The sequence below is a fragment of the Tsukamurella paurometabola genome (assembly GCF_900631615.1).
GTDB classification, from domain to species: Bacteria; Actinomycetota; Actinomycetes; order Mycobacteriales; family Mycobacteriaceae; genus Tsukamurella; species Tsukamurella paurometabola_A.
On the sequence record NZ_LR131273.1, the window covers coordinates 2,709,014 to 2,732,418 of the forward strand.

The following is a 23,405-nucleotide window of genomic DNA, read 5'->3' on the forward strand; positions in this document are numbered from 1 at the left end:
GGGCCGGCCGCGGGGCGGCGTGACCATGGAGAAGGGCGGCTACTTGCCGCCCTTCTTCGCGTATTCGGGCACCCGGTCCTGGCCGGTGCGCTCCCCGATCACGTCCATCAGGCGGTCGGTGGCGCGCCGGATCGACTCCTGGTCGTCGAGGCTCGCGTCGCTCAGGTCCAGCGGCGGCAGTACGTCGACGGTGACGCGGCTCTTCCAGAAGTTCTTCCGCGTCCGGTTATCGGTGCGGCCCAGTGCGATCGGGATGATCGGGGTGCCGGTGGCGAGCGCCACCCGCACCGCGCCGGTCTTGCCCTTGTACAGCCGGCCGTCGGGGGAGCGGGTGCCCTCGGGATGGATGCCCCACGCCCCGCCGTCCTCGACGATCTTCGTGGCCGCCTCCAGCGCGGGCGCCGAGACGGAGCCGCCGCGCCGGTCCACGGGGATCTGGCCCATGCCGGAGAAGAAGACCTTCTTGAAACGCCCCTTGAGGCCGGGCTCGGTGAAGTAGTCGGCCTTCGCGAGGAAGCTCACCGGCCGGCGTGCGCTCTGCACCACGTAGAAGGAGTCCGAGATCGCGAGGTGGTTCGCGGCCAGGATCACCGGTCCCGTCCGGGGAATGTTCTCCAGCCCCGTGTATTCGGGCCGTCCCCACACCCAGAGCGCGGGGCCGATCAGGAGGTGGCGGGCCACCCGGTAACGGAACGCGGCACGCAGCGAACTCAGCGACATGCCCCTTGTGTACCGCTCCACCGGTCCGGGCGGTCGCGATTCGCGCAAACACCCCCGAACCCGCGTCACGCGGCCGTCGTGAACGCGACCCACCGCCACCGTCCGGCCGCGGCTTCGACCCGGCCCGCCGCGGCGAGCACTCGCTCCCCGCGGGTGTAGGTCAGGAAGATCTCGGCACCGATCTCCGCGCCGCGCGGCCGGCGGGAGCGCGCGGGAAGGGCGCGCGGCGTCTCGACGTGCACGCTGCCCCACGCGGAGACGGTGCCGGCCGGCCCCTTCTCGGCGAGCGTCCGCAGCACGTCGACGACGGTGCCGGACGCGATCGTCGCGAGGTGCTTCGCGGGACGCCGCCGGTCCAGCACCTCGAAGACGGGCCGCAGCGTCGAGAGCACGAAGCGGTGCGCGTCGGGGTGCACCGCGGCCACGGGGCCGGGCAGTGCGATCGGTTCCGGCGCCGCCGATTCCGACGGTGCCGGCAGCGGCGGGGCGGGGCGCGCCGCCCGGACGCGCGCGAGCGGCTGCGCGGGCGGTTCGGCGTCCGGCGCGCGCAGCACGACGAAGCCCGGTACCGGTGTGCGCGGCGCGCGGGGCCGTGCCCCGTCGGCCGCGAGAATGATCGCCCCCATACTGATTAGACGCATCAGGAGGCCGTTCGGATCCCGTCCACTCGGGCGGGCGCCGATGCACCCATCCCGTATGCTGACGCCGAGGATCGGTCCCCGGGGGAGGTGCAGGTGAAGGGCAGGCTCGGCCAGTCCGACGCGGAGTTCTACGCGTTGGAGGATTCCACCACTCCCACGCACGTCGGGTCGCTCGTCATCCTGAGCCGGCCCGACGAGGGGCTGGACTACGAGCGCCTGCTCGCGACCATCGAGGAGCGGCTCGCGGAGGTGCCCCGGTACCGGCAGAAGGTCCGCACCGTGCCGCTGGGCATCGCGCGCCCCGTCTGGATCGAGGACCGCGATTTCGACATCACCTACCACGTGCGGGTGTCGGCGCTGCCGCAGCCGGGCAGCGACGATCAGCTGCACGACCTCGTCGCGCGGTTGAACTCCCGGCCGCTCGACCGCGAGCGTCCGCTCTGGGAGGTGTACCTCATCGAGGGCCTCGCCGACGACCGGCTGGCCGTGTTCTCCAAGACCCACCTGGCGCTGGTGGACGGTCGCGCGAACGTGGACCTGATGCAGCTGCTGCTCACGGATTCCCCGCACACGCCGCAGCCGCCCGAGGACCTGTGGATGGGGCAGCACGAGCCCAGCGACGGGGAACTGGTGATGGGCGCGGTCATCGACATGCTCTCGCGGCCCAAGCGCACCGCCGCGATGATCCAGGGCGTCGTCGGCGAGGTCGCCGAGTCGATCACAGGGCTGCAGGAGGACGCCGCCAACGTCATCGAGCGCGCCTCGTCGCTGGTTCGCGCCCGGACGGCCGTCACGCCCGTCCGCTCCCTCAACGTGCCCATCTCCCGGAGCCGCCGGTTCGCGGTCGCCCGGATGGACCTCGACGAGTTCCGCAGGCTCCGGGCCGCCTACGGCTGCACCGTCAACGACCTGCTGCTGTCGGTGATCGCGGGTGGCCTGCGCACCTGGCTGATCTCGCGCGGCGAGCCGATCAGCGCCGGCACCGAGGTGCGGGTGCTGGAACCGATCGCCGTCGACGACGTGGGCCTCGGGGTGGGGGAGCAGGTGCGCGCGTACATCGTGCGGCTCCCCGTCGCCGAGGGCAACGCGGTGGTGCGGATGCGCCAGATCGCGCACGGCGCAGCGGCCCAGGTCGACCGCAACCGGCAGGTCGCCGCGCGGGCGCTGGCCGCGAGCGGCGGCTTCACCCCGCCGACCTTGCACGCGCTGGGCGCACGCACCGCGATGAGCGTCTCGCCGCGGTCCTTCAACACCCTGGTCACCAACGCCCCGGGCCCGCAGGCGCCGGTGTACCTCGCCGGGATCGAGGTGCAGCAGGTGTATCCCGTGCCGCCGCTCATCGCCAACCAGGTGGTGTCCATCGGCATCACGTCGTACAACGGAACGGTGTACATCGGCCTGAACGCCGACCGCGACGGCATGTGGGACGTGATCTCGATGACGGAGTTCCTGTACGAGGCGCTGGACGAGCTCGCCGCGTCCGCGAAAGGGGAGTAGATGACGGTCCGCGTGTACGTGCCCAGCACTCTGGCGGGACTGCAGGTCCTGCAGCGCGACGGTGAGCTCTTCCCGTTGGGCGGCACCGTCTTCGGGGTCACCCCCGCATTGCGTGAGGCGTACACGTCGGGGGACGACGAGGAACTCGCCGAGGCCGCCATGCGGCACGCCGCGCGCGCCTCGCTGCGCCTGCTCGCGGTCGACGAGCCCGACGGTGCCGAGGACGGCGGTGCCGCACCGGATCCCGTGCGGCGCGTGGTGATCACCGCCGACGTCCCCGCGGCCAAGGAGCGCCCCGACCTCGACGACGCGGTGCTCAAGGTGACCGAGCCGATCCGGTTGCGGGACGTGCTCGCCGTGCACGTCGACGTCTCCGAGGCCGAGCAGGCGGTGGCCCGCGCCGCGCAGCTGGTCGACGCCGCGGATCTCGGCGACGAGGACGCCGAGCTCGCCGTGGGCGACGCCGAGGACCACGACCTGGCCTGGTACGCCACGCAGGAGCTGCCGTTCCTGCTGGAACTGCTCTAGCCTGGGTGCGGGAGGTGATCGCCATGGCGGCACCAGTGCACGACGACGGTCGTTTCGACCCGCTCGTCGAGTTCGCCGGGGGGTGGACGACGGAGCTGGCGGAGGAGTATCTGCCGATCGACAGGCTTCCGCCGGTGGCGTACGAATGTCTCGGGGGGAGACTGGTCATGGGTCCGGTGGAGGGGTCCGCCAACAGTTGGGGAGAACTCGAGCTGGCGTCCGTGATGCGGCTGCCGGCTCGGAAGGCGGGGTACGTCGTGTACAACCCCCTCAATGTGCTCTTCGATTCGCAGACGTGGATCATCCCGGACCTCGTGGTCCTGCGCGAGCCGGCGCGGCAGGCCACGTGGGTGGACGCGGCACAGGTCGTGATGCCGGTGGAGTTCGTCTCGCTCAGCAGCCGACGGCGTGACCGGATCGACAAGCCGGCGCTGTGCGCAGCGGCGGGGGTGCCGTTCTTCCTGCGGGTCGAGATCGACGGGGCGTACGTCGCCGTCGAACTCAGTGAGCTGGTCGACGGCGCGTACGTCTCACGGCAGCGCGCCGTCGGTGGTCAGCTGTTCCGGGCGGACATCCCGTTCGCCATGAGTTTCGACCCGCTCGAACTCCTCGAGCCGGGAGTGGCCCCGAGCTGAAGCTCAGGGCTACCGTGGGGGCATGACGGTGCGCGGTACCCGGTTGGCGGCGGCCCTCCTCGTGGGGGCCGGCGTCGGCGCGTTCGCGCCCGTGGCGTCCGCCGCGCCGCTGCCCCTGGTCGGGACGCAGTGGAGGTTCGAGTCGAGTGGCGTCGCGCGGACCGCTCCCGTGAAGTACACCGGATCGCCCGCGTTCTTCCGCATCGACCGCGAGCGCGGCGGCGGCGGGAACGACGGCTGCAACGTCTTCGGTATGAACGCCGAGGTCAAGGGCGACCGCGTGACCTTCAGCGGCCTCGTCTCCACCCTGCGGATGTGCTACGTGCCCGGCGCGGGCGAGCAGTTCCGCAAGGCCTTCTCCGGCCCGCGCACCGTCACGATCACGGGGAACCGGCTGCAGGTGTCCGACGGTCCGCGGGGCTACTGGAACTTCGTCGCCGTCGCGCCCGGTCCCGCGCGCTGACGCGCGACGCCCGATAGGACAACCTCACAGAAATTGTCCCAAGAGGTTACGGCACCGTAGGCTCACTCCCATGAGCAACTCTTTCCGCGCCTTCCGTGATTGGCTCGAGGCCCCCGCCAAGGGGGTCTCCGCTGAGCATCCCCGCACCAATCTGGTGCGCGGCGCGGTAGCGCGGCTCACGACGCCGCTGCTGCCGGACGACTACCTCCACCTGATCAACCCCCTCTGGTCGGCGCGTGAGCTGCGCGGCAAGATCGTCAAGGTGCAGCAGGAGACCGACGAGTCGGTCACGCTCACCATCGAGACCGGCTGGGGCTTCAACACCAAGTACGAGGCCGGCCAGTACGTCGGCATCGGTGTCCTCGTCGACGGCAAGTGGACGTGGCGCTCCTACTCGCTCACCTCCGTGCCGGACATGGGCCACGGCCGCGCCCCGCGCGAGGTGTCGATCACCGTCAAGGCCATGAACGAGGGCTTCCTCTCGAACCACCTCGTCACCGGCGTGCAGGAGGGCACCATCGTGCGCCTGCAGGCCCCGTCGGGCGACTTCACGCTCCCGAACCCCCTGCCGCCCAAGGTCCTGTTCCTCACCGCCGGCAGCGGCATCACCCCCGTCATGGCGATGCTCCGCACGCTGGAGCGGCGCGGCATCCCGGCCTCCACCGACATCGTGGCCGTGCACTCCGCGCCGAACGCCGACTCCGCGCTGTTCCGGGACGAGCTGGAGGCCTTCGACGCCAACCACGACAACGTGACGGTGCAGTTGCGCTACACCCGCGACGTCGGCCGCCTGACGCCCGCGAACCTCGGCGAGGCCGTGCCGGACTGGCAGGAGCGGCAGACGTGGATCTGCGGCCCGGGCGTCTTCCTCAACGACATGGAGAAGGCCTGGAAGGACCGCGGCATCGAGTCGCGCCTGCATCAGGAGCGGTTCACCGTCGAGCGCGCCGACGTCTCGGCGTCGGGCGGCGACGTCACCTTCCTCAAGGCCGGCAAGACCACCGAGGTCGACGGTGCCACCACCCTCCTCGAGGCGGGCGAGGCCGCCGGCGTACAGATGCCGTTCGGCTGCCGCATGGGCATCTGCCAGACCTGCGTGGTGCAGCTCGCCGACGGGCAGGTCCGCGACCTGCGCAGCGGCGACCTGCACACCGAGGGCGAGCGCATCCAGACCTGCATCTCCGTGGCAGTGGGGGATTGCACGCTCGACGTCTGATCCGCGCGCCGCGGGCGCCCTCCGGCCGGTCCCGAGATTGACACCTACGACCCCGTAACTTACGGTTGCGTAGGTTAGATGACTTGAGACCGACCACGGAGGGCGGCCCGCATGGCGATCACCGACATCCCCGAGTACGCGCACCTCACCGAGGCCGACGTCGAGACCCTGGGCGCCGAGCTGGACGCGATCCGGCGCGACATCGAGGCCGCGCGCGGTGAGTCCGACGTCCGCTACCTGCAGCGCACCATCGCGGCGCAGCGCGGGCTGGAGGTGGCCGGCCGGCTGATGCTCCTCGGCGCGCACAAGCGCGGCTTCTGGTGGGGCTCGGCGGTCTCGCTGGGGCTCGCGAAGATCATCGAGAACATGGAGCTCGGGCACAACATCATGCACGGGCAGTGGGATTGGATGAACGATCCCGAGGTGCACTCCACGACGTGGGAGTGGGACAACGCCGGCACGTCGCGACTGTGGAAGCACACGCACAACTACGTGCACCACAAGTACACCAACGTCCTCGACATGGACGACGACGTGGGCTACAAGACCCTCCGCGTGACCCGCGACCAGCCGTGGACCCCGTTCAACGCGGGCAACCTCGTCTACAACACGCTGCTCATGCTGCTCTTCGAGTACGGCGTCGCGATCCAGCACCTCGAGCTCGGCCGGGCGGTGCAGAAGTGGAACAAGCCCTGGTACGACCAGGAGAAGTTCAAGGCCGACGCCGCCGAGGTCGGCCGCAAGATCGGCCGCCAGGCGCTCAAGGACTACGTCGCGGCGCCGCTCGTCGGTGTGCCCTTCGGCGGTAAGCGCGGGTGGCGCAAGGCGCTCACCGCCACGATCACCGCGAACGTCATCCGCAACATCTGGACGAACGCCGTGATCTTCTGCGGTCACTTCCCCGACGGTGCCGAGAAGTTCACCGAGCAGGACGTGGACAACGAGACGCAGGCCGAGTGGTACCTGCGCCAGATGCTGGGCAGCGCCAACCTCTCCGGCGGCCCGGTCATCGACTTCCTCTCCGGCAACCTGAGCTACCAGATCGAGCACCACCTGTTCCCGGATCTTCCCTCGAATCGGTTGGCGGAGATCGGTGTCCGCGTGCGCGCGCTGTGCGAGAAGTACGACCTGCCGTACACGATCGGCCCGCTGCACGTGCAGTACTACAAGTCCTGGCGGACCATCGCGAAGCTGTCGCTGCCGGACAAGTACCTGCGCGACACCGCCGACGATGCGCCCGAGACGGCATCGGAGGCGATGTTCGCCGGCACGGAGTTCGCCGAGCCGCGCATCGACGAGCGCACCGGCCGCCGCTTCGGGCTCAAGGCCGCCCGTGCGGCGGTGCACGCCCGACGGGGCCGTCGCCGGCCCTGAGTCGGTCCCCCGCCCGCGCCGCCGCCGCGCCCGGAACGCCGGGCGCGGCGGCGTTCGTTCGGGGCTACTTCCCGCCGAAGAGCGCGTCGAGACGCGCGAAGTCCGCCTGCGCCGAGCCGCTCGCCCGCGTGCTCGGATCCGTGTTGATCAGCGCCTTGCGCTGCGCGAGCGTGAGGCCGGGCTCGGTGAACGGGTCGACGGGCAGGCACGCGTTCGGGCGGTCCGGCTTGCTGGTGCCGTCGGGGTTGATGAATTCGGTGCACTTCTGGAGGTCCTGCGGGGCCGTGCCGGGGTCGGCGCCGGCGGCACCCGCCGCGAGACCGCCCACGAGGGCGCCCGCCGCCACGGCGGAGCCGGCCACGGCGGTGAGGATGCGGTTGCGGGGCGAGACGGTGATGCGCATGGTGCGTTCTCCTTCGATTCGGTTCCGTCGCTCGGTGTGTGCGACAGCAACCACGGTCGGGGTGCCCCGTCGCAGTGGCACCGCAGGCGTGTCGCGGAACCGGCGCAGCCCGGTACCGAAACCGCTCGCCCCGGCCGGTGCCCGCCGGCCCTCGCGCGACGTTGCGCCCGAGGTGCGGCTGACCTGGGCGGACGTGCCGCGCGTGTGACATGCGCCCCAGGTGGAACAAGATCGATGACTTTGTTCCATCGCGCTGCTACAGTGGAATCGTTCTGTTCTTGGCCGCTGCATGCGGTCCGACCGATTGGGGATCGCCTCGTGGCTATCACTGACATCGCGGAGTACGCGCACCTCACCGACGCCGATATCGAGGCGCTCGGAGCCGAGCTGGATGCGCTGCGCCGCGAGATCGAGGAGAGCCGCGGCGAGGAGGACGCCAAGTACATCCGCCGCGTGATCAAGAGCCAGCGCATCGCGGAGGCCGCGGGCCGCGTCTTCGGCCTCGGTGCGGGGATGAAGGGCTGGAAGGGCAAGGCCGCGTGGGCCGCCTCCGCCGCGTGCCTCTCGTACGCCAAGGTGATCGAGAACAACGAGCTCGGCCACAACATCATGCACGGCCAGTGGGACTGGATGAACGATCCGGAGATCCACTCGACCAGCTGGGAGTGGGACAGCGCCTCGGACGGCAAATTCTGGCGCCACACCCACAACTACATGCACCACAAGTACACCAACGTCACCGACATGGACGACGACATCGGCTACGGCATTCTGCGCGTCACGCGCGACCAGCCGTGGGAGCCGTACATGCTGTTCAACCCGGTGTACAACCTCATCCTCATGACGGGCTTCCAGTACGGCAAGGCCGTGCAGCACCTCGAGCTGATGAACGCCATGAAGGCGGCGCTCAACGGCGGCGAGCAGTACGCGAACTACGACTGGGAGGAGTTCCGCAGCCGGCTCAAGGTGGTGCTCACCAAGATCACCAAGCAGACCGCGAAGGACTACGTCTTCTTCCCGGCGCTGGCCGTGCCGTTCACCGGCGCCCGTGGCTACAAGAAGGCCGCTTCGGCCAACTTCGTCGCGAACACCGTGCGCGACGTGTGGGACCACATGACCATCTTCTGCGGGCACTTCCCGGACGACGCCGAGAAGTTCACCATCGAGGACATCGAGAACGAGACCCTGCCGGAGTGGTACCTGCGCCAGATGCTGGGCACCGCGAACTTCGAGGGCAGCAACGCCCTGCACTTCATCACCGGTCACCTGGGCCGCCAGATCGAGCACCACCTGTACCCGGACCTGCCGTCGAACCGCTACAACTACATCAACTCGCGCCTGGTCGAGATCTGCGAGAAGTACGACCTGCCCTACAACAGCGGTCCGATGTGGAAGCAGTACGCGGAGTCGTGGCGCACCATCATCAAGCTCTCGCTGCCCGACCGGTTCCTGAAGGCCACCGCGGACGATGCGCCCGAGACCCACTCCAACAAGCGGTTCTACGACGAGAACGGCAAGACCACCGTGGTCAAGGGCGAGATCGATGCAGATGGCAACCGTCGCGGCCTGCGCTCGCACGTCGAGGAGCTGGCGGCCGCGAAGTAACGCGGCCGGGCGAACTGCGCGTAGCCTGAAGACGTGGCTATCACTGATGTCGGCGAATACGCCCATCTCGACGACGCCGACATCGAGCAGCTCGCGCTGGAACTGGACGCGATCCGTGCCGAGGTCGAGGCGTCGCGCGGCGAACGGGACGCGCGGTACATCCGTGGCGTGATCCGGGCGCAGCGCGCCCTGGAAGCGGCGGGCAGGCTCACGATCCTCGGCTCGAAGAGCCGGTGGTTCTGGGCTGCGGGCGCGGGCATGCTCGGGGTCGCCAAGATCATCGAGAACATGGAGCTCGGGCACAACGTCATGCACGGGCAATGGGATTGGATGAACGATCCCGAGATCCACTCCACCACGTGGGAGTGGGACATGGCGTGCCCGGGCGCGCACTGGAAGCACTCGCACAACTTCCTGCACCACAAGTACACCAACGTCGTGGGTAAGGACCTCGACGTGGGCTACGGCGTGCTCCGCGTGACCCGCGACGAGCAGTGGCAGGCCAAGCGCTCCGCGCAGTTCCTCAACAACCTCTTCCTCGGGCTCACCTTCGAGTGGGGCATCGCCCTGCACGACATCGAGCTGGCCGAGGCGATCGCCGGGAACAAGCCGTGGCCGCAGACCCGCAAGCAGCTCCGTGAGCTGGGTGTCAAGGCGTCGCGGCAGCTGGGCAAGGACTTCCTGCTGTACCCGGCGATCAGCAAGGTGCTGGGCGGCTCCTTCGGGCGCACCCTGTCGGCGAACCTCACCGCGAACGTGATCCGCAACATCTGGACCTACGTGGTCATCTTCTGCGGGCACTTCCCCGACGGTGCCGAGAAGTTCACCACCGAGTCGATCGTCGACGAGACGCCCGGCGAGTGGTACCTGCGGCAGATGCTGGGCAGCGCGAACATCTCCGGCGGCCGAGCCATGGACTTCATGACGGGCAATCTGAGCTACCAGATCGAGCACCACATGTTCCCGGACCTGCCGTCGAACCGGCTGTCCGAGATCGCCGTGAAGGTGCGCGCGATCTGCGAGAAGTACGACATCCCCTACACCGAGGGGCCGCTGCTGCGGCAGTACTACCTGTCGCAGCGCACCATCGCCAAGCTGTCCCTGCCGGACCGGTGGCTGCGCGCCACGTCGGACGACGCCCCCGAGACGGCGTCCGAGCTGCGCTTCCACGCGGTCCGGGAGCGCCTGCAGCAGGCCCAGGAGGCTGCGCACGATCGGCTGGCGCACGCGCAGGAGGCCGCGCAGGACCGCCTGGCGCACGCGCAGGAGGCCGCGCACGACCGCCTCGCGCACGCGCAGGAGAACGCCCATGAGCGGCTCGCGCACGCCCGGGAGGCCGCGCACGCCGCCCAGGAGGAGGTCGAACGGGTGGGGCTGCGCTCCGCGATCGCCGAGGCCGCGCGCCACAAGGTCGAGCAGAAGCGGCTCGAGGTCGAGGCCAAGCGGGCGTGTCGCGCCCGTCGCCGCCGCTCGGGCGTGGCGTAGACTTCGTACTTTGGGCAGCCTAAGAAGGCTGTTGCGCCGTTCGTTTCGGGAGTGTGTTGATGAAGCCCTTGCGCGTCGCCATCGTGGGGTCCGGGCCGTCGGGATTCTTCGCCGCCGGCAACCTGCTCGAGCAGGACGACATCGAGGTCCAGGTCGACGTCTTCGACCGGCTGCCCACCCCGTTCGGCCTGGTCCGCTACGGCGTCGCGCCCGATCATCCCGCGATCAAGTCCGTCACCAAGATCTTCGACCGCACCGCTCAGCACGAGAACTTCCGCTACTTCGGCAACGTCGAGGTCGCGACCGACGTCCAGGCCTCCGAGCTGGCCCAGTGGTACGACGCCGTGATCTACGCGATCGGGGCGTCCGGTGGACGTCGCCTCGAGGTCGACGGTGCCTGGCTCCCCGGTAACCACCCGTCGAGCGACTTCGTGGGCTGGTACAACGGCCACCCCGACCGCCGCGACCTCGACGTGGACCTGGGCGTCGAGCGCGCCGTCGTCATCGGCAACGGCAACGTCGCGCTGGACGCGGCCCGCATCCTCGTCACCGACACCGACAAGCTGTCGGGCACCGACATGGCCGAGCACGCGCTGCAGGCCCTGCACGGCTCCTCGGTCCGGGAGGTCGTGGTCCTGGGCCGGCGCGGCGCCGAGCAGGCGGCGTTCACCCCCGCCGAGGTCGCCGAGCTGGGCAAGCTGCCCGGCGTCGACGTGATCGTCGACCCGGCCGATGTGCCCGCCGAGGACAAGGAGCGCGACAAGGCCCGCCCGCCGGTCGAGCGCAACAACCTCAAGCAGCTGCGCCGGCTCGCCGCGCAGGAGCCCACCGGGGCGGACCGCCGGATCGTCCTCAAGTTCCTGCGCTCGGTGGTGGGAATCAACGGCGACGATCGCGTCCGCACCGTCTCGGTCGCGACGAACGAACTGGTCGAGGGCGAGGACGGCTGCGTCGAAGCGCAGCCCACCGGCGCCGTCGCCGAGCACGAGGCGGGCCTGGTGATCCACGCCGTCGGTTACCACGGCACCCCCATCCCGGGCATCCCGTTCGACACCGAGCGGGGCGTCTTCCGCAACGCCGACAGCCGGATCGTCGGCTACGACGGTGCGCCCCTGCCGGGCCATTACGTCGTCGGCTGGATCAAGCGCGGCCCGTCGGGCGTGATCCCCACCAACCGCGACTGCGCCCGTGACACCGTGTCGGTGCTGCTCGCGGACGTCGCGGAGGGGAAGCTCGCGCGCAGCGAGTTCGACGGTGCACAGGTGGAGAAGCTCATCGTCGACCGCGTGCCGAACCTCGTCGAGTACGACGGCTGGATGGCCATCGACGCGCACGAGACCGCGCTCGCCGAGGAGGACGACCGCCCGCGCGTGAAGCTGACCAGCGTGGACGCCATGATCGACGCGGCGCAGGCCGCCGCCACCGAATGATCGCCCGCGCCGACTTCGCCGATCCCGCACTCGCCGCGTTCCTCGCGGACCACCACGCCGACATGGCACCGACCGCGCCGCCGGAGAGCCAGCACGCCCTCGGCCTGGACGAGCTGCGCGCGCCGCACGTGCGGCTGTGGACGCTGCACGAGGACGGCGAGCTGGTCGGCACCGTCGCGCTGGCGGAGGTCGGCCCCGGCCACGAGGAGCTGAAGTCGATGCGCACCGCGCCGCAGGCCCGCGGGCGGGGCATCGGCCGGCGGCTCCTGGCGCACGCGATCGACGACGCCCGTTCCCGGGGCGTGGAGCGGATCTCCCTGGAGACGGGCAGCCAGGACTTCTTCGCGCCCGCGCGGGCGCTCTACGCCGCGCACGGCTTCGTCCCGTGCCCGCCGTTCGGGAACTACGTCGACGACCCGAACAGCACCTACCTCACCCGCACGGTGCGGGTACCGTCGGAATCGTGACGCTTCTCGGCGCGTTGAAGCGAGCAGCGGGAGCACGGGCCTCCCGGCGGAAGGAGCTGCGCATGACGGACAACGGCACCATCACCACGGTCCCCGGCCGCGAGACGGCGGTCCTGGCGGGCGGATGCTTCTGGGGCATGCAGGACCTGCTCCGCAAGCAGCCGGGCATCGAGTCGACCCGCGTCGGCTACACGGGCGGCAGCAACGATCACGCGACCTACCGCAATCATCCGGGCCACGCGGAGGCGGTCGAGATCGTCTTCGACCCCACGAAGACCAGCTACCGCGACGTCCTGGAGTTCTTCTTCCAGATCCACGATCCGTCCACGAAGGACCGCCAGGGCAACGACGTGGGTTCCAGCTACCGTTCGGCGATCTTCCCGCTCAGCGAGGAGCAGGAGCGGGTCGCCCGCGACACCATCGCCGACGTCGACGCCTCGGGCCTGTGGCCCGGCAAGGCCGTGACCACGATCGAGGCGTCGGGCCCGTTCTGGCAGGCCGAACCGGAGCACCAGGACTACCTGGAGAAGTACCCGGACGGCTACACCTGCCACTACCCGCGCCCGGGGTGGAAGCTGCCCAAGCGCGCGTCGGCGTAGCTCAGGCCCAGTCGGGCGTGGCGCCGAGGTCCGTCAGCAGGCCCCGGACCGCCATCGCCCGACGGTGCGCCGTCCCCTCCAGCCGGTCCAGGGCGCACTCGGGGTCGGCGGGCGGCCCGAGGTGGGTGCACCCGCGGGGGCAGTCCTCCACGGCCTCGGCGAGGTCGGGGAACGCGGCGATCACGTCGTCGGTGGAGATGTGCGCGAGACCGAAGCTGCGGATGCCGGGGGTGTCCACCACCCAGCCGCCGTCGGGGAGCCACAGCGCCACCGACTGCGTGGACGTGTGCCGCCCCTTGCCGACTCCGGAGACCACGCCCGTGGCCCGGTTGGCGTCGGGAACGAGGCGGTTGACCAGGGTCGACTTGCCCACGCCGCTGTGCCCGATGAGTGCGGTGACGCGCCCCGTGAGCAGCTCGTGGGCCTCGTCCAGCGGGTCCCCGCGGCCCGCGGCGATCACGGTGAGGTCGAGGTCGGCGAAGGCGGCGGTGAACTCCGCCGCGTCGGCGAGGTCGCCCTTCGTCAGGCACAGCACCGGCGTGAGCCCGCCCGCGTAGGCCGCGATGAGGGTGCGTTCGACGAATCCCGTCCGCGGCGGCGGGTCGGCCAGCGCGGTCACGATGAGCAGCTGCTGCGCGTTCGCGACGACGATCCGCTCGTACGGATCGGTGTCGTCGGCGGTGCGGCGCAGGACCGTCCTGCGCTCGTCCACGCGGACGATCCGGGCGAGCGTGTCCTTGCGGCCCGACAGGTCGCCGACGACCCCCACGGAGTCGCCCACGACGATGGGGGAGCGGCCCAGCTCCCGGGCCCGCATGGCGGTGATGATCCGGTCGGGGTCGCCGCCGAGGGCGCAGCCCCAGCGGCCGCGGTCGACGGACACCACCATGGCGGTGTCGGCCTCGCTGTGGTCGGGGCGGTTCTTGGTGCGCGGCCTGCTGCCCTTGCCCGGGCGCACCCGGACATCGGACTCGTCGTACTCGCGCTTACCCAAGGCTCACGATCCGCCGTCCAGGAGCGCCTGCCACAGCGCGGGGAAGTCGGGCATGGTCTTGGCGGTGGTGGCGATGTCCTCGACCTGCACGCCCTCGGTGACCAGGCCGAGGATCGCGCCGGCGGTCGCCATGCGGTGATCCGCGTAGCTGTGCCAGACGCCGCCGTGCAGCGTGGCGGGTTCGATGGTCAGGCCGTCCTCGGTCTCGGCGCACCGCCCGCCGAGCGCCGTGATCTCGGCCGTCAGCGCCGCGAGCCGGTCGGTCTCGTGCCCGCGCAGGTGGGCGATGCCGCGCAGGTGCGACGGGCTGTCCGCGAGCGCGGCCAGGGCGGCGACGGTGGGCGTGAGCTCGCCGATGTCGCGCAGGTCCCAGTCCACGCCGTGGAGCGCACCGGTCCCGCGGGCGGTCAGCGCGCCGTCGGCGTGGGTGATCTCGGCACCCATCGCGGCGAGGATGTCGGCGAACTGGACACCCGGCTGCGTGGACCGCGGGTTCCAGTGCGGCACGGTCACGGCGCCGCCGGTGATCGCGGCCGCGGCGAGGAAGACGGTGGCGTTCGACAGGTCCGGCTCGACGGTCCAGTCGTGCGCGCGGAGCCCGCCCGGCGCGACGCGCCAGGTGTTCGCCTCGGAGGTGTCGACCTCGGCGCCGGCGGCGCGCAGCATGTCGACGGTCATCTCGATGTGCGGCATCGACGGCACGGGCTTCCCGTCGTGGTGCACGGTGACGCCCTCGGCGAAGCTCGGGCCGCTGAGCAGCAGGCCGGAGACGAACTGCGAACTCGCGGAGGCGTCGATGGTGACGGCGCCGCCGCGGATCGGGCCCTCACCGTGCACGGTGAACGGCAGGCCGTCGCCGTCGATGGTCGCGCCGAGCCCGCGCAGGGCGTCGAGCACGGTTCCCAGCGGCCGGACCCGCGCCTGCGGGTCACCGTCGAAGGCGACGGTGCCGCGCGCCCCGGCGGCGAGCGGCGGGAGGAAGCGCATGACGGTGCCGGCGAGGCCGCAGTCGACGGTGCCGCCGTGCAGCTCGCCGCCGGTGACCGCAACCGTGGTGTCGGTAAGGAAGTCGACGCGCGCGCCGAGCGCGGTCAGTGCGCCCGCCATGAGGTCGGTGTCGCGGCTGCGGAGCGTGTTCGTCAGCGTGGAACGCGACGATGCCTGTGCCGCAAGGACGTACGCGCGATTGGTGATCGATTTCGAGCCCGGGAGGGCGACGGTGCCCGTCACCGGACCTGCGGCGAAGGGCGCGGGCCAAAGCTCCAACTGCTCCACGCGCACATCCTTGCACATGAGGGTGGCCTCACCGCGTGCTACCTTGCTGGACGGAACAGGTCAGGTCATCACCGCCGGGAGAACTTTCGATGAAGCGCACTCGTACGTTCGTGAGCAGGGCCGTCGTGTCCGCCGCCACCGTCGCCACCCTCGCCGCCTCCGTGGGTGTCCTCGCCCCGGCCGCGTCGGCGGACCCGAAGCCGGCCGACCCCGCGCCGGCCGCCGCCCCCACCAACAAGGCGGGCGAACTGGTCATCGGATCCGGCAACCTGCCCGATGACATGAACTTCGGCGGCGCGGTGCTCTCCGGCGCCGCAGCGGGCTGGAACGGTGCGTGGGCGGCGTTGAACCGCGCGGCGGTCACCCCCGCCGAGTGCAAGATCCTCTACGCGGGCCTGCCCATCCCCAAGGGCACCGACACCGCGCAGACCAACGGCTCCGCGCGCGGCGTGAACTGGTCGATGGTGGTCTCGAAGTTCGCGATCGACGTCGCCCCGCTCCGCGCGGCGCTGCCCAAGTGCGGCACCTTCAAGGCGGTCCGCGACGGCGCCACCTCCGAGGTCAGCGTGCGCACGATCGCCGTCACCGGCGCCCCCGACGGCCTGGGCCTGGAGTTCACCACGAAGACCAAGCGCGGCAACCAGGTGGAGTACATGCAGTCGCGGCAGTACACCGCGGTGGTCAACGGCGTCACCATGTCGCTGCGCGGCGGACGTCAGTCCCGTGAGCCCGCGCCCTTCGTCGGCGCCGACGACAAGCTGGCCGTCGACCTGCTCGGCGTGCAGATCGCCATCCTGAAGAACCCGCCGAAGCCCACGGCCGCTCCGGCTCCCGCCGCGAGCGCGTCCGCCAAGCCGGCCGCCCCCGCCGCGTCCGCGAAGCCCGGCGCCCCGTCGGCGAAGCCCGCGGCCCCGGCCGCCAAGCCGGCCCCCGCGTCGTCGTCGGCGCCGAAGCCCGCGCCCGCACGCTGATCCCTGAAGTAACGTTCAGGTAGTCTTCACGGGGTGGAGACCACCCGGGAGTTCAGCGTCGGCCAGTTGTCCGCGCGCAGCGGCGTGTCGGTGTCGGCGCTGCACTTCTACGAGCGCGAGGGGTTGATCTCCGCGCGGCGCACATCCGGCAACCAGCGGCGGTACCCGCGGGAGATGCTGCGCCGAGTGGCCTTCATCCGGATCAGCCACCGCGTGGGCATTCCGCTCGCCACGATCCGCGATGCCCTGGCGACGCTGCCCGACGGCCGCACGCCGACCAAGGCGGACTGGGAGCGGCTGTCGCGGCACTGGCACGACGACCTGTCGCACCGGATCGACGAGCTCACCCGGCTGCGCGACAACCTCACCGACTGCATCGGCTGCGGCTGCCTGTCGATGGCCTCCTGCGCGCTCGCGAACCCGCACGACGCACTCGCCACCACCGGTGCCGGGCCGCGCCGCGTCTTCGACGAGTTCGACGCGTAGCGCTCCGGCGGAAGCCGTCGGTGCACCGTCGTACGCTGGGGGCATGTGCGGACGCTACGCGGTGACCACCGACCCGGCGCTGTTGGCGGCGGAGATCGACGCGGAGGACGAGACCGAGGGCACGGAGCTGGACGTGCCCGGCTTCAACGTCGCGCCCACGACGAACATCGTCGCCGTCGTGTCCCGGCACTCGCGGGAGGCGCCCGCCGAACCGGCCACCCGGCGGCTGCGTGCGATGCGCTGGGGGCTCCTCCCGCACTGGCAGAAGACGCTCAGTGGCCCGCCGCTGTTCAACGCCCGCGCGGAGTCCGTGGAGGAGAAGCCGGCCTTCCGCACCGCGATCAAGTCCAAGCGCTGCCTGATCCCGATGGACGGCTGGTACGAGTGGCAGGTGCTCGACCCGGCTGCGAAGAAGCCGCGCAAGCAGCCCACGTACCTCACCCCGGTGGACGGGACGCGGATGTACATCGCGGGTTTGTGGTCGGTGTGGCGGCCCGCCGGGGCGGGCCCGGACGTGCCGCCCACCCTGTCGGCGACGGTGCTGACCACCGACGCGGTCGGCCCCCTGCGCGCCGTGCACGACCGGATGCCCTTGGTCCTGACGCCCGACGTCTTCGACGAGTGGCTGAACCCCGACGGTGCCGTCGACCCGGCGTTGCTGCGTCCGCCCGCCCTCGAGGTGGCGGAGCGCATCGAGATCCGGCCCGTGTCCGCCCTGGTGAACGCTGTTGCCAACACCGGTCCCGAGCTCATCGAGCGCGTGGAGCCCGGCACCGAGCCGGGTCAGCTGAGCCTGTTGTAGCGCAGTCGGCTCGCGTCAGGTGAGCTGCTGGGTGAGCGGACCGGTGCCGAACAGCATCACGTTCTCGACGAGGGCGTCATCGAGCGCGGGCCCCTCGACGGCGGAGCCCAGGTACACGATCTGGCTGGTCCCGACGACGAGGGTCTCCTCGTCGACGACGGCTCCGCTCTCGACGGTGAAGAAGTCCGCGCCGCCGCGCTCCGCACGGTCGGTGATCCGTGCGCCGATGTCGATCCGGTCGCCGACCACGGGATGCCGCTCGTAGCGGTAGGACTGCCCGGCGTGCAGGATCCGGGACATGTTCGGGCTGCTGATCGAGGCCGCGACGAGCGCGGCCACCGCGTGGAGCATCGGCGCCGCGAGCAGCGTGGCGGGGACGGGCGTGTCCCTGGGCGGCACGCCGAGGCTCTCCCACGGCGTGTGCCAGCAGCGCGTCGCGCGACCGAAGCTCCGCACGCCTTCGGTGGTGACCTCGAAGGCGCTGGGGTACCACACATCCCAGCGAGGATGAGAGTGGAGTCCTTCTTCTCTATCAGTCACTCATCGTTTGTAGCGGAAACGTCGATGCCGGTTCAATTCGAACGGCTTCTGCGGGACTGATCCGTGGCCAAGGCCACAGGGCGCCCGGACTGTGCGCTCCTGTCCGTGGCTGCCCTACGTGTTGTGCGTCTCTCAGATCACCCGGACGACGAGCCCGACCAGTGCGGCGCAGAACGCGCCCACGCCGTAGGCGTGGAAGAGCGCGCCGCGGCCCACGGGGCCGGCATCGAGCCGGCCCGCCCAGTGCTCCGCCCTGGTCCATCCGACCAGCGCGATCAGGGAGAAGGCGAGGATGCTCAGGGGCAGCAGGAAGGACATCTGCTGCGCCGCGGTGACGATGCCGGCGAGGACACCGGCGGCGAAGCCCGCCCACGCGCACCAGCCGGGCGAGCGGCGGGGGAGGAGGCCCAGAGCGGGCGCGGCGACCACCGTCACGGCGAAGACCGCCACCGCGGCGGTGGTCGGAACGAAGAAGCCGCCACCCGTGTTCACTGTGCCTCCCCGCATTCTCAGCATGTACCACTCTGATGATACGGATCGCTAACAGCAAGTGCACGCGCGCCGACGCCGCGCCCGCGTGGCGGGAGAGGCGGGCCCCGGTTCCGGCCCGGGGGCCGCCCCGCCGGCCTACGCGATCGTGCGGATCAGCTTCTTGTTGAGGAACTCCTCGATGCCCAGCGGCCCCATCTCACGGCCGAAGCCGGAGCGCTTCACGCCGCCGAAGGGCAGCTCCGCTCCCTCGGCGAGCACCCCGTTGACGAAGACCATGCCCGCCTGGATGCCGTCCGCGACACGGGCCGCCTGCTCCGGGTCGGTGGTGAAGACGTACGAGCCGAGGCCGAACGGGGTGTCGTTCGCGAGCGCCAGCGCCTCGCCCTCGCCCTCGACCCTGTAGACGGTCGCGACCGGACCGAACAGCTCCTGCCGGAACGCAGGGTTGTCCTCGGTGACGTTCGTCAACACGGCGGGCGGGAAGAAGGCGCCGTCGCGCCGACCCTCGATCGCGAGGTTCGCGCCCGCCTCGACGGCCTGGTTGACCTGCTTCTCGAGGTTCTCCGCCGCGCGCTCGGAGGAGAGCGGCGCGATGCCGTCGCCCGCGGCGAGCAACTTGCCGGTGAACTTCGCGAGGAAGTCGTCGTAGAGGTCCGCGGCCACGATGAACCGCTTCGCCGCATTGCAGGACTGGCCCGTGTTGTCGAGGCGGCCGGCGACGGCCGCGTCGACGGTCGCGTCCAGGTCGTCGGTCGAGAGCACGATGAAGGGGTCGGAGCCGCCCAACTCCAGGACGCACTTCTTCAGGTTCCGGCCCGCGACCTCCGCGACCGCGGCACCCGCCCGCTCGGAGCCGGTCAGCGAGACCGCGGCGACCCGGGGGTCGGCGATGATGTCCGCCGCCTGCTCGTTGGTGACCCGGATGTTGACGTACGCGCCCGAGGGCAGGCCCGCCTCGTCGAAGATCAGCTGCATCGCCTCGGCCGACTCGGGGCACTGCGGGGCGTGCTTGAGGAGGATGGTGTTGCCCGCGGCCAGGTTCGGGCCGGCGAACCGCGCCACCTGGTAGTAGGGGAAGTTCCACGGCATGATCCCGAACAGCACGCCGATCGGGGAGCGGCGGATCACCGCCGTGCCGTCGCCCTCGAGCAGGTCCAGCGGCTGGTCCGCGAGGAACTTCTCCGCGTTGTCGGCGTAGTAGGTGTAGATCGCGGCGGAGAAGTCGACCTCGCCGAGCGCGTCCTCGAGCGGTTTGCCCATCTCCCGCTGGATGATTCGGGCGAGCGTCTCGCGGCGCTCGGTGTGGAGCTCGGCGACGCGGCGCACCAGCGCGGCCCGCTCCGCGACCGTCGACTGCTGCGGCCACGTCCGCGCGGCCCGCGACGCCGCGTCGATCGCCGCCTCGACCTCGGCGGGCTCGGCGGTCGGATAGGTCTGCAGCACCTCGCCGGTGGCGGGGTCGGTCACCGCGTACTGGATGTCGGGCATCGTCGGATCTCCTTGTGGGGGACGGGAACGGTCACTCCCCACGATAGGCAGGTTCGACGGTGCCCGCGCCCGGTCCGCGACTACTGCTGCGCGAAGAGCTGCACCTGGTAGCCGTCGGGGTCGAGCACGCCCGCGTACCGCTGCCCCCACGGCGCGTCGAACGGGGCCATCGCGCTCGGGCTGCCCGCGGCGACCAGTTCCGCGTGCACCTCGTCGACGACCGCGGGCGAGGCGCACCGGACGCACAGTGTGGCGTTCTGCCCGGGCTGCTTGACCCAGTCGGGCTCCATCGAACGGACCACCGCGACCGTGTCCCACATCAGTCGCATACCGCCCGGCAGCTCCGCCTCCACGTGCGGCTCCTTCTCGGCACCGTCGGGGATCTCCAGGCCCAGTCGCCGGTAGAAGGCGAGGGAGGCGGCCAGGTCCTCGGTCACCATGCCGATCGCGTCGAATCGCAGTCGCTGTGTCATGCGGTCACGGTATGCCGCGGCGCGGCCCGCGTCTTGAACGTTTCGGACATACTCGAAGCGTGTACAGCGAGCGGCCGTCGGCGGTCCCCGGCGCGGTCCGGTGGGTCTCGGACGGCCGGGCGGGGCCGGGCCTGATCCTGCCCGACGGGTGCATGGACGTCATCGTCGTCGACGGCACGCCGATCGTCGCGGGCCCGGACGCCGTGGCCGCGCGCGTCGCCGGGTTCGACGGGGCCCGGCTCGACGGCCTGCGGTTCCCCTCCGGGATGCTCCCGCAGCTGCTGGGGATCGCGGCCGACGAGTTGACCGGCAGGCGGGTCGCCCTCGCGGACGTGCTGCCGCACAGGAGGACTCCGCGCGTCCACGATCCGGAGACGATCGCGGCGGCGCTCCTCGACGGTGTGGACCTGGACCGCCGGATCGGTGCGATCGCCGACCGGCTGCGGGTGGGACGCACCGTCGGGGAGATCGCGGCGGAATCCGGGCTCGGCGAGCGTGCGCTGCACCGGCTGGCCCGGCGCTCCTTCGGCTACGGCCCCAAGACCCTCGCGCGGATCCAGCGGTTTCAGCGGGTCGTCGGGCCGATCCGCGCCGGCCGGGCGCTGGCCGACATCGCCGCCGCGGCGGGCTACGCCGACCAGGCGCACCTGACCCGGGAGGTGCGCGCGCTCACCGGTGTACCGCCGACGGCGCTGCGGGCTACCAGTTGATGCCGGGCAGGCGGTTGAGGGTCTTGCGGGCGAGGCGCCGCAGACCCTGGTCGCCGGAGATGCCAAAGAGCGGGCTCACGGCGGCGGTGGAGATGTCCTTCGACAGGTCCTTCGTGGCGGCGCCCGCCGCGGCGAGCCGCCCGCGCGGGGTGTCCACCTCGGCCACGTCGACCTCGACGACCTTCGCCGCCCCCTCGGTGTCGCCCTCGGGCTCCGGGAACAGGAGATAGCCCTGGTGCTGCGCCGCCGCGGCGATGCGCGGGGAGAGGAACTGGCCGAACTGCGCCAGGGTGCCGAGCGGGGTGTCGATCCGGCGAGGCCGCTCGACGATGGCGCGCACGACGATCTGGCCGGCCTTCTCGACCGACAGGGCCATCGCGTTGTCGTAGGCGTCGGTCGGCTCGATCATGCGGGTGCGGGTGAGCGGCATGTGGATGTTGGTGAAGGTCACGTGGTCCGACATGGTCTCCGCCGCGGTGATGTCGCTGAACGCCTCCAGTGCCGACTTCGACGCGATGTACGCCGCGAACCGCGGGCCGCGCACCTGCACGCCGATCGACGAGACGTTGACCACGTGCCCGGATTTGCGGGCGATCATGTGCGGCAACAGCTCCAGGATCAGGTAGACCGCGCCGAAGTAGTTGACCGCCATCGTCCGCTGGTAGTCGTGGGCGCGGTCCACCGAGTCGACGGTGGCCCGGCGGATGGACCGGCCGGCGCTGTTGACGAGCACGTCCACGTGGCCGTGCTCGGCCAGGATCTGGGCGACGGTGGTGCGCACCGCCTCCGGGTCGGTGACGTCGCACTGGTAGGCGCGGACGGTGCCCTTGGGCACCCCGGGCAGGCCCGGCTCGGCGTCGATGCGCAGGACCGCGTCGGCGAGGTCCTCGGCCTTGCGGGCGACGATGAAGACGTTGGCGCCCTTGAGGACCGCCTGCCTCGCGGCTTCGCGTCCGATGCCGGAGGAGCCGCCCGTGAGCAGGATGTGCTTGCCCACGAGCGGACCGCGCGGATCGTCGCGGCGATTGCGGGAGGGATCGAGGTGCTCCGCCCAGTAGCGGAACAGCCGCGGGCCGTACGACTTCAGGCGCGGCAGAGCCACGCCCAGCCGGCTGAGCACCCGGAACGTGGCCTCGGAATCGAACCGGGTGTTGTAGAACGGGTGGTCCAGGATCGACGGCGGGATGCCGAGCTGGCGCGCGATCGTGTCCCGCAGGGCGCGTACCTCGCCCCGGCGGCCGATCCGTGCCGCGAACTCGCCCAGCGGCGCGCTCGGCACCGGAAGGGTCCTGGGGCCGGAGAAGGCGGGCGCGATCGCCTCGTAGATCGCGGCCATGCTCTGGCCCTTGGGGTCGGCCAGGTGGTAGACGGCGCCGGGTGCCGGCGGGGCGGTGACCAGCGCGACGATCGCCGATGCCACGAAGTCCACCGGCACCACGTTCGTGTAGCCGAGGTTGGCGAAGGGCACGTGCAGGTGGTGCGGGATTGTGCCCATCAGCCGCAGGAACGGGAAGAAGTAGTACGGCCCGTCGATCTTGTCGATGGCGCCCGTCATCGAATCGCCGACCACGATGGACGGCCGGTACACCTGCCAGGGCACCGTCGACTCGCGGACGAGGCGCTCGGACTCGTACTTGGTGCGGTGGTACGGCGTGGGGAAGTTCTGGGCGACGTCGAAGTCGGATTCCGAGAACCATCCCTCGTGGTTGCCCGCCACGGCCAGCGACGAGACGTGGTGCACGGTGGCGCCGAGCCGGGCGGCGAGCTCGAGCACGTTCCGGGTGCCCTCGACGTTGGTCCGCTCCTGCACCTCCTCGGGCGCGTCCATGTCGTAGACGGCGGCGAGGTGGATCACGTGGTCGACGTGCTCGGGGAGGTCGCCGGGGGTGATGCCCAGGCCGGGCCGGGTCACGTCGCCCGCGACCGGCACCACCTGCGGGGCGAGCTCGTGCCCGAGGTCGGCGATGAGCCGTTCGAACCGGGGGAGGGAGGCGTCGCGCACCAGCAGATAGATCGTGCCGTCCCGGTCCGCGGCCGCGAGCCGCGCCACGACGGCGCGGCCGATGAAGCCGGTCCCGCCCGTGACGAAGTAGCTGGCCATACCACGAACC

25 protein-coding genes are annotated in these 23,405 nt (G+C 71.1%); 15 read left to right on the forward strand and 10 right to left on the reverse strand.

What is annotated here, in order from left to right:
- Positions 1–39 precede the first annotated feature (39 nt).
- Positions 40–720 (reverse strand): lysophospholipid acyltransferase family protein, encoded by a 681-nt coding sequence (locus ELY19_RS13535; RefSeq protein WP_126196665.1) that lies wholly within the window; start codon positions 718–720, stop codon positions 40–42.
- A gap of 65 nt (positions 721–785) precedes the next feature.
- On the reverse strand, positions 786–1,346 hold the full coding sequence (locus ELY19_RS13540; protein ID WP_126196666.1) for an Rv3235 family protein: 561 nt from the start codon (positions 1,344–1,346) through the stop codon (positions 786–788).
- A 108-nt stretch (positions 1,347–1,454) separates the two neighbouring features.
- Between ELY19_RS13540 and ELY19_RS13545 the strand changes: the two genes are divergently transcribed.
- From ELY19_RS13545 to ELY19_RS13570, 6 genes are all read left to right on the forward strand, one after another.
- Complete coding sequence (locus ELY19_RS13545) at positions 1,455–2,858, forward strand: WS/DGAT/MGAT family O-acyltransferase (RefSeq protein WP_126196667.1); 1,404 nt, start codon at positions 1,455–1,457, stop codon at positions 2,856–2,858.
- A complete protein-coding gene (locus tag ELY19_RS13550) occupies positions 2,859–3,386 on the forward strand; it encodes a DUF6912 family protein (protein WP_126196668.1) in 528 nt (175 codons plus the stop codon).
- A 23-nt stretch (positions 3,387–3,409) separates the two neighbouring features.
- Positions 3,410–4,021, forward strand: a complete 612-nt coding sequence (locus ELY19_RS13555; RefSeq protein WP_126196669.1) for a Uma2 family endonuclease — start codon at positions 3,410–3,412, stop codon at positions 4,019–4,021.
- A gap of 22 nt (positions 4,022–4,043) precedes the next feature.
- Complete coding sequence (locus ELY19_RS13560; protein WP_126196670.1) at positions 4,044–4,484, forward strand: META domain-containing protein; 441 nt, start codon at positions 4,044–4,046, stop codon at positions 4,482–4,484.
- Positions 4,485–4,554: 70 nt separating this feature from the next.
- On the forward strand, positions 4,555–5,700 hold the full coding sequence (locus ELY19_RS13565) for a ferredoxin reductase (RefSeq protein ID WP_126196671.1): 1,146 nt from the start codon (positions 4,555–4,557) through the stop codon (positions 5,698–5,700).
- A gap of 111 nt (positions 5,701–5,811) precedes the next feature.
- Entirely contained in the window at positions 5,812–7,074 is a 1,263-nt protein-coding gene (locus ELY19_RS13570) for a fatty acid desaturase family protein (RefSeq protein WP_126196672.1), read from the forward strand.
- Positions 7,075–7,138: 64 nt separating this feature from the next.
- On the opposite strand, the gene ELY19_RS13575 is transcribed toward ELY19_RS13570, so the two are convergent.
- The gene (locus ELY19_RS13575; RefSeq protein WP_126196673.1) at positions 7,139–7,477 is read right to left on the reverse strand and encodes a hypothetical protein; all 339 of its coding nucleotides are present in this window, start codon (positions 7,475–7,477) and stop codon (positions 7,139–7,141) included.
- 318 nt (positions 7,478–7,795) lie between these two features.
- On the opposite strand from ELY19_RS13575, the gene ELY19_RS13580 reads away from it, so the two are divergent.
- The 5 genes from ELY19_RS13580 to msrA all read left to right on the forward strand — a co-directional run bounded on the left by ELY19_RS13580 (position 7,796) and on the right by msrA (position 13,063).
- Complete coding sequence (locus ELY19_RS13580) at positions 7,796–9,082, forward strand: fatty acid desaturase family protein (RefSeq protein WP_126196674.1); 1,287 nt, start codon at positions 7,796–7,798, stop codon at positions 9,080–9,082.
- Positions 9,083–9,115: 33 nt separating this feature from the next.
- Entirely contained in the window at positions 9,116–10,567 is a 1,452-nt protein-coding gene (locus tag ELY19_RS13585) for a fatty acid desaturase family protein (protein WP_126196675.1), read from the forward strand.
- A gap of 59 nt (positions 10,568–10,626) precedes the next feature.
- A complete protein-coding gene (locus ELY19_RS13590) occupies positions 10,627–11,997 on the forward strand; it encodes an FAD-dependent oxidoreductase (RefSeq protein WP_126196676.1) in 1,371 nt (456 codons plus the stop codon).
- Positions 11,994–12,464, forward strand: a complete 471-nt coding sequence (locus ELY19_RS13595) for a GNAT family N-acetyltransferase (RefSeq protein ID WP_126196677.1) — start codon at positions 11,994–11,996, stop codon at positions 12,462–12,464. Before ELY19_RS13590 ends, ELY19_RS13595 begins: the two co-directional genes overlap by 4 nt.
- 62 nt (positions 12,465–12,526) lie before the next feature.
- Positions 12,527–13,063, forward strand: coding sequence for a peptide-methionine (S)-S-oxide reductase MsrA (gene msrA, locus ELY19_RS13600; protein ID WP_126196678.1), 537 nt, complete (start codon positions 12,527–12,529; stop codon positions 13,061–13,063).
- 1 nt (position 13,064) lies between these two features.
- On the opposite strand, the gene rsgA is transcribed toward msrA, so the two are convergent.
- Both rsgA and aroA read right to left on the reverse strand, forming a co-directional pair.
- Positions 13,065–14,057 (reverse strand): ribosome small subunit-dependent GTPase A, encoded by a 993-nt coding sequence (gene rsgA, locus ELY19_RS13605; protein ID WP_126196679.1) that lies wholly within the window; start codon positions 14,055–14,057, stop codon positions 13,065–13,067.
- A gap of 3 nt (positions 14,058–14,060) precedes the next feature.
- Positions 14,061–15,350, reverse strand: coding sequence for a 3-phosphoshikimate 1-carboxyvinyltransferase (aroA, locus tag ELY19_RS13610; protein ID WP_126196680.1), 1,290 nt, complete (start codon positions 15,348–15,350; stop codon positions 14,061–14,063).
- Positions 15,351–15,421: 71 nt separating this feature from the next.
- Here aroA and ELY19_RS13615 point away from each other — a divergent pair, with 71 nt between their 5' ends.
- Genes ELY19_RS13615 through ELY19_RS13625 form a run of 3 tightly spaced genes read left to right on the forward strand, consistent with a single transcriptional unit; the run spans position 15,422 to position 17,591 of the window.
- Positions 15,422–16,303, forward strand: a complete 882-nt coding sequence (locus ELY19_RS13615) for a hypothetical protein (protein ID WP_126196681.1) — start codon at positions 15,422–15,424, stop codon at positions 16,301–16,303.
- A 33-nt stretch (positions 16,304–16,336) separates the two neighbouring features.
- A complete protein-coding gene (soxR, locus tag ELY19_RS13620) occupies positions 16,337–16,789 on the forward strand; it encodes a redox-sensitive transcriptional activator SoxR (RefSeq protein ID WP_126196682.1) in 453 nt (150 codons plus the stop codon).
- A gap of 43 nt (positions 16,790–16,832) precedes the next feature.
- Positions 16,833–17,591, forward strand: a complete 759-nt coding sequence (locus ELY19_RS13625) for an SOS response-associated peptidase (RefSeq protein ID WP_126196683.1) — start codon at positions 16,833–16,835, stop codon at positions 17,589–17,591.
- A gap of 15 nt (positions 17,592–17,606) precedes the next feature.
- On the opposite strand, the gene ELY19_RS13630 is transcribed toward ELY19_RS13625, so the two are convergent.
- The 4 genes from ELY19_RS13630 to ELY19_RS13645 form a co-directional block, all read right to left on the reverse strand.
- Positions 17,607–18,086 (reverse strand): FAS1-like dehydratase domain-containing protein, encoded by a 480-nt coding sequence (locus tag ELY19_RS13630; RefSeq protein ID WP_164711598.1) that lies wholly within the window; start codon positions 18,084–18,086, stop codon positions 17,607–17,609.
- Between the two features lie 177 nt (positions 18,087–18,263).
- A complete protein-coding gene (locus tag ELY19_RS13635) occupies positions 18,264–18,623 on the reverse strand; it encodes a hypothetical protein (RefSeq protein ID WP_126196685.1) in 360 nt (119 codons plus the stop codon).
- Between the two features lie 135 nt (positions 18,624–18,758).
- Positions 18,759–20,111, reverse strand: coding sequence for an NAD-dependent succinate-semialdehyde dehydrogenase (locus tag ELY19_RS13640; protein WP_126196686.1), 1,353 nt, complete (start codon positions 20,109–20,111; stop codon positions 18,759–18,761).
- Positions 20,112–20,191: 80 nt separating this feature from the next.
- The gene (locus ELY19_RS13645) at positions 20,192–20,584 is read right to left on the reverse strand and encodes a VOC family protein (RefSeq protein ID WP_126196687.1); all 393 of its coding nucleotides are present in this window, start codon (positions 20,582–20,584) and stop codon (positions 20,192–20,194) included.
- A gap of 59 nt (positions 20,585–20,643) precedes the next feature.
- On the opposite strand from ELY19_RS13645, the gene ELY19_RS13650 reads away from it, so the two are divergent.
- Positions 20,644–21,294, forward strand: coding sequence for a helix-turn-helix domain-containing protein (locus tag ELY19_RS13650; RefSeq protein ID WP_126196688.1), 651 nt, complete (start codon positions 20,644–20,646; stop codon positions 21,292–21,294).
- Here ELY19_RS13650 and ELY19_RS13655 read toward each other — a convergent pair.
- Complete coding sequence (locus tag ELY19_RS13655) at positions 21,284–23,395, reverse strand: SDR family oxidoreductase (protein ID WP_126196689.1); 2,112 nt, start codon at positions 23,393–23,395, stop codon at positions 21,284–21,286. The genes ELY19_RS13650 and ELY19_RS13655 overlap by 11 nt on opposite strands.
- Positions 23,396–23,405: the final 10 nt, after the last annotated feature.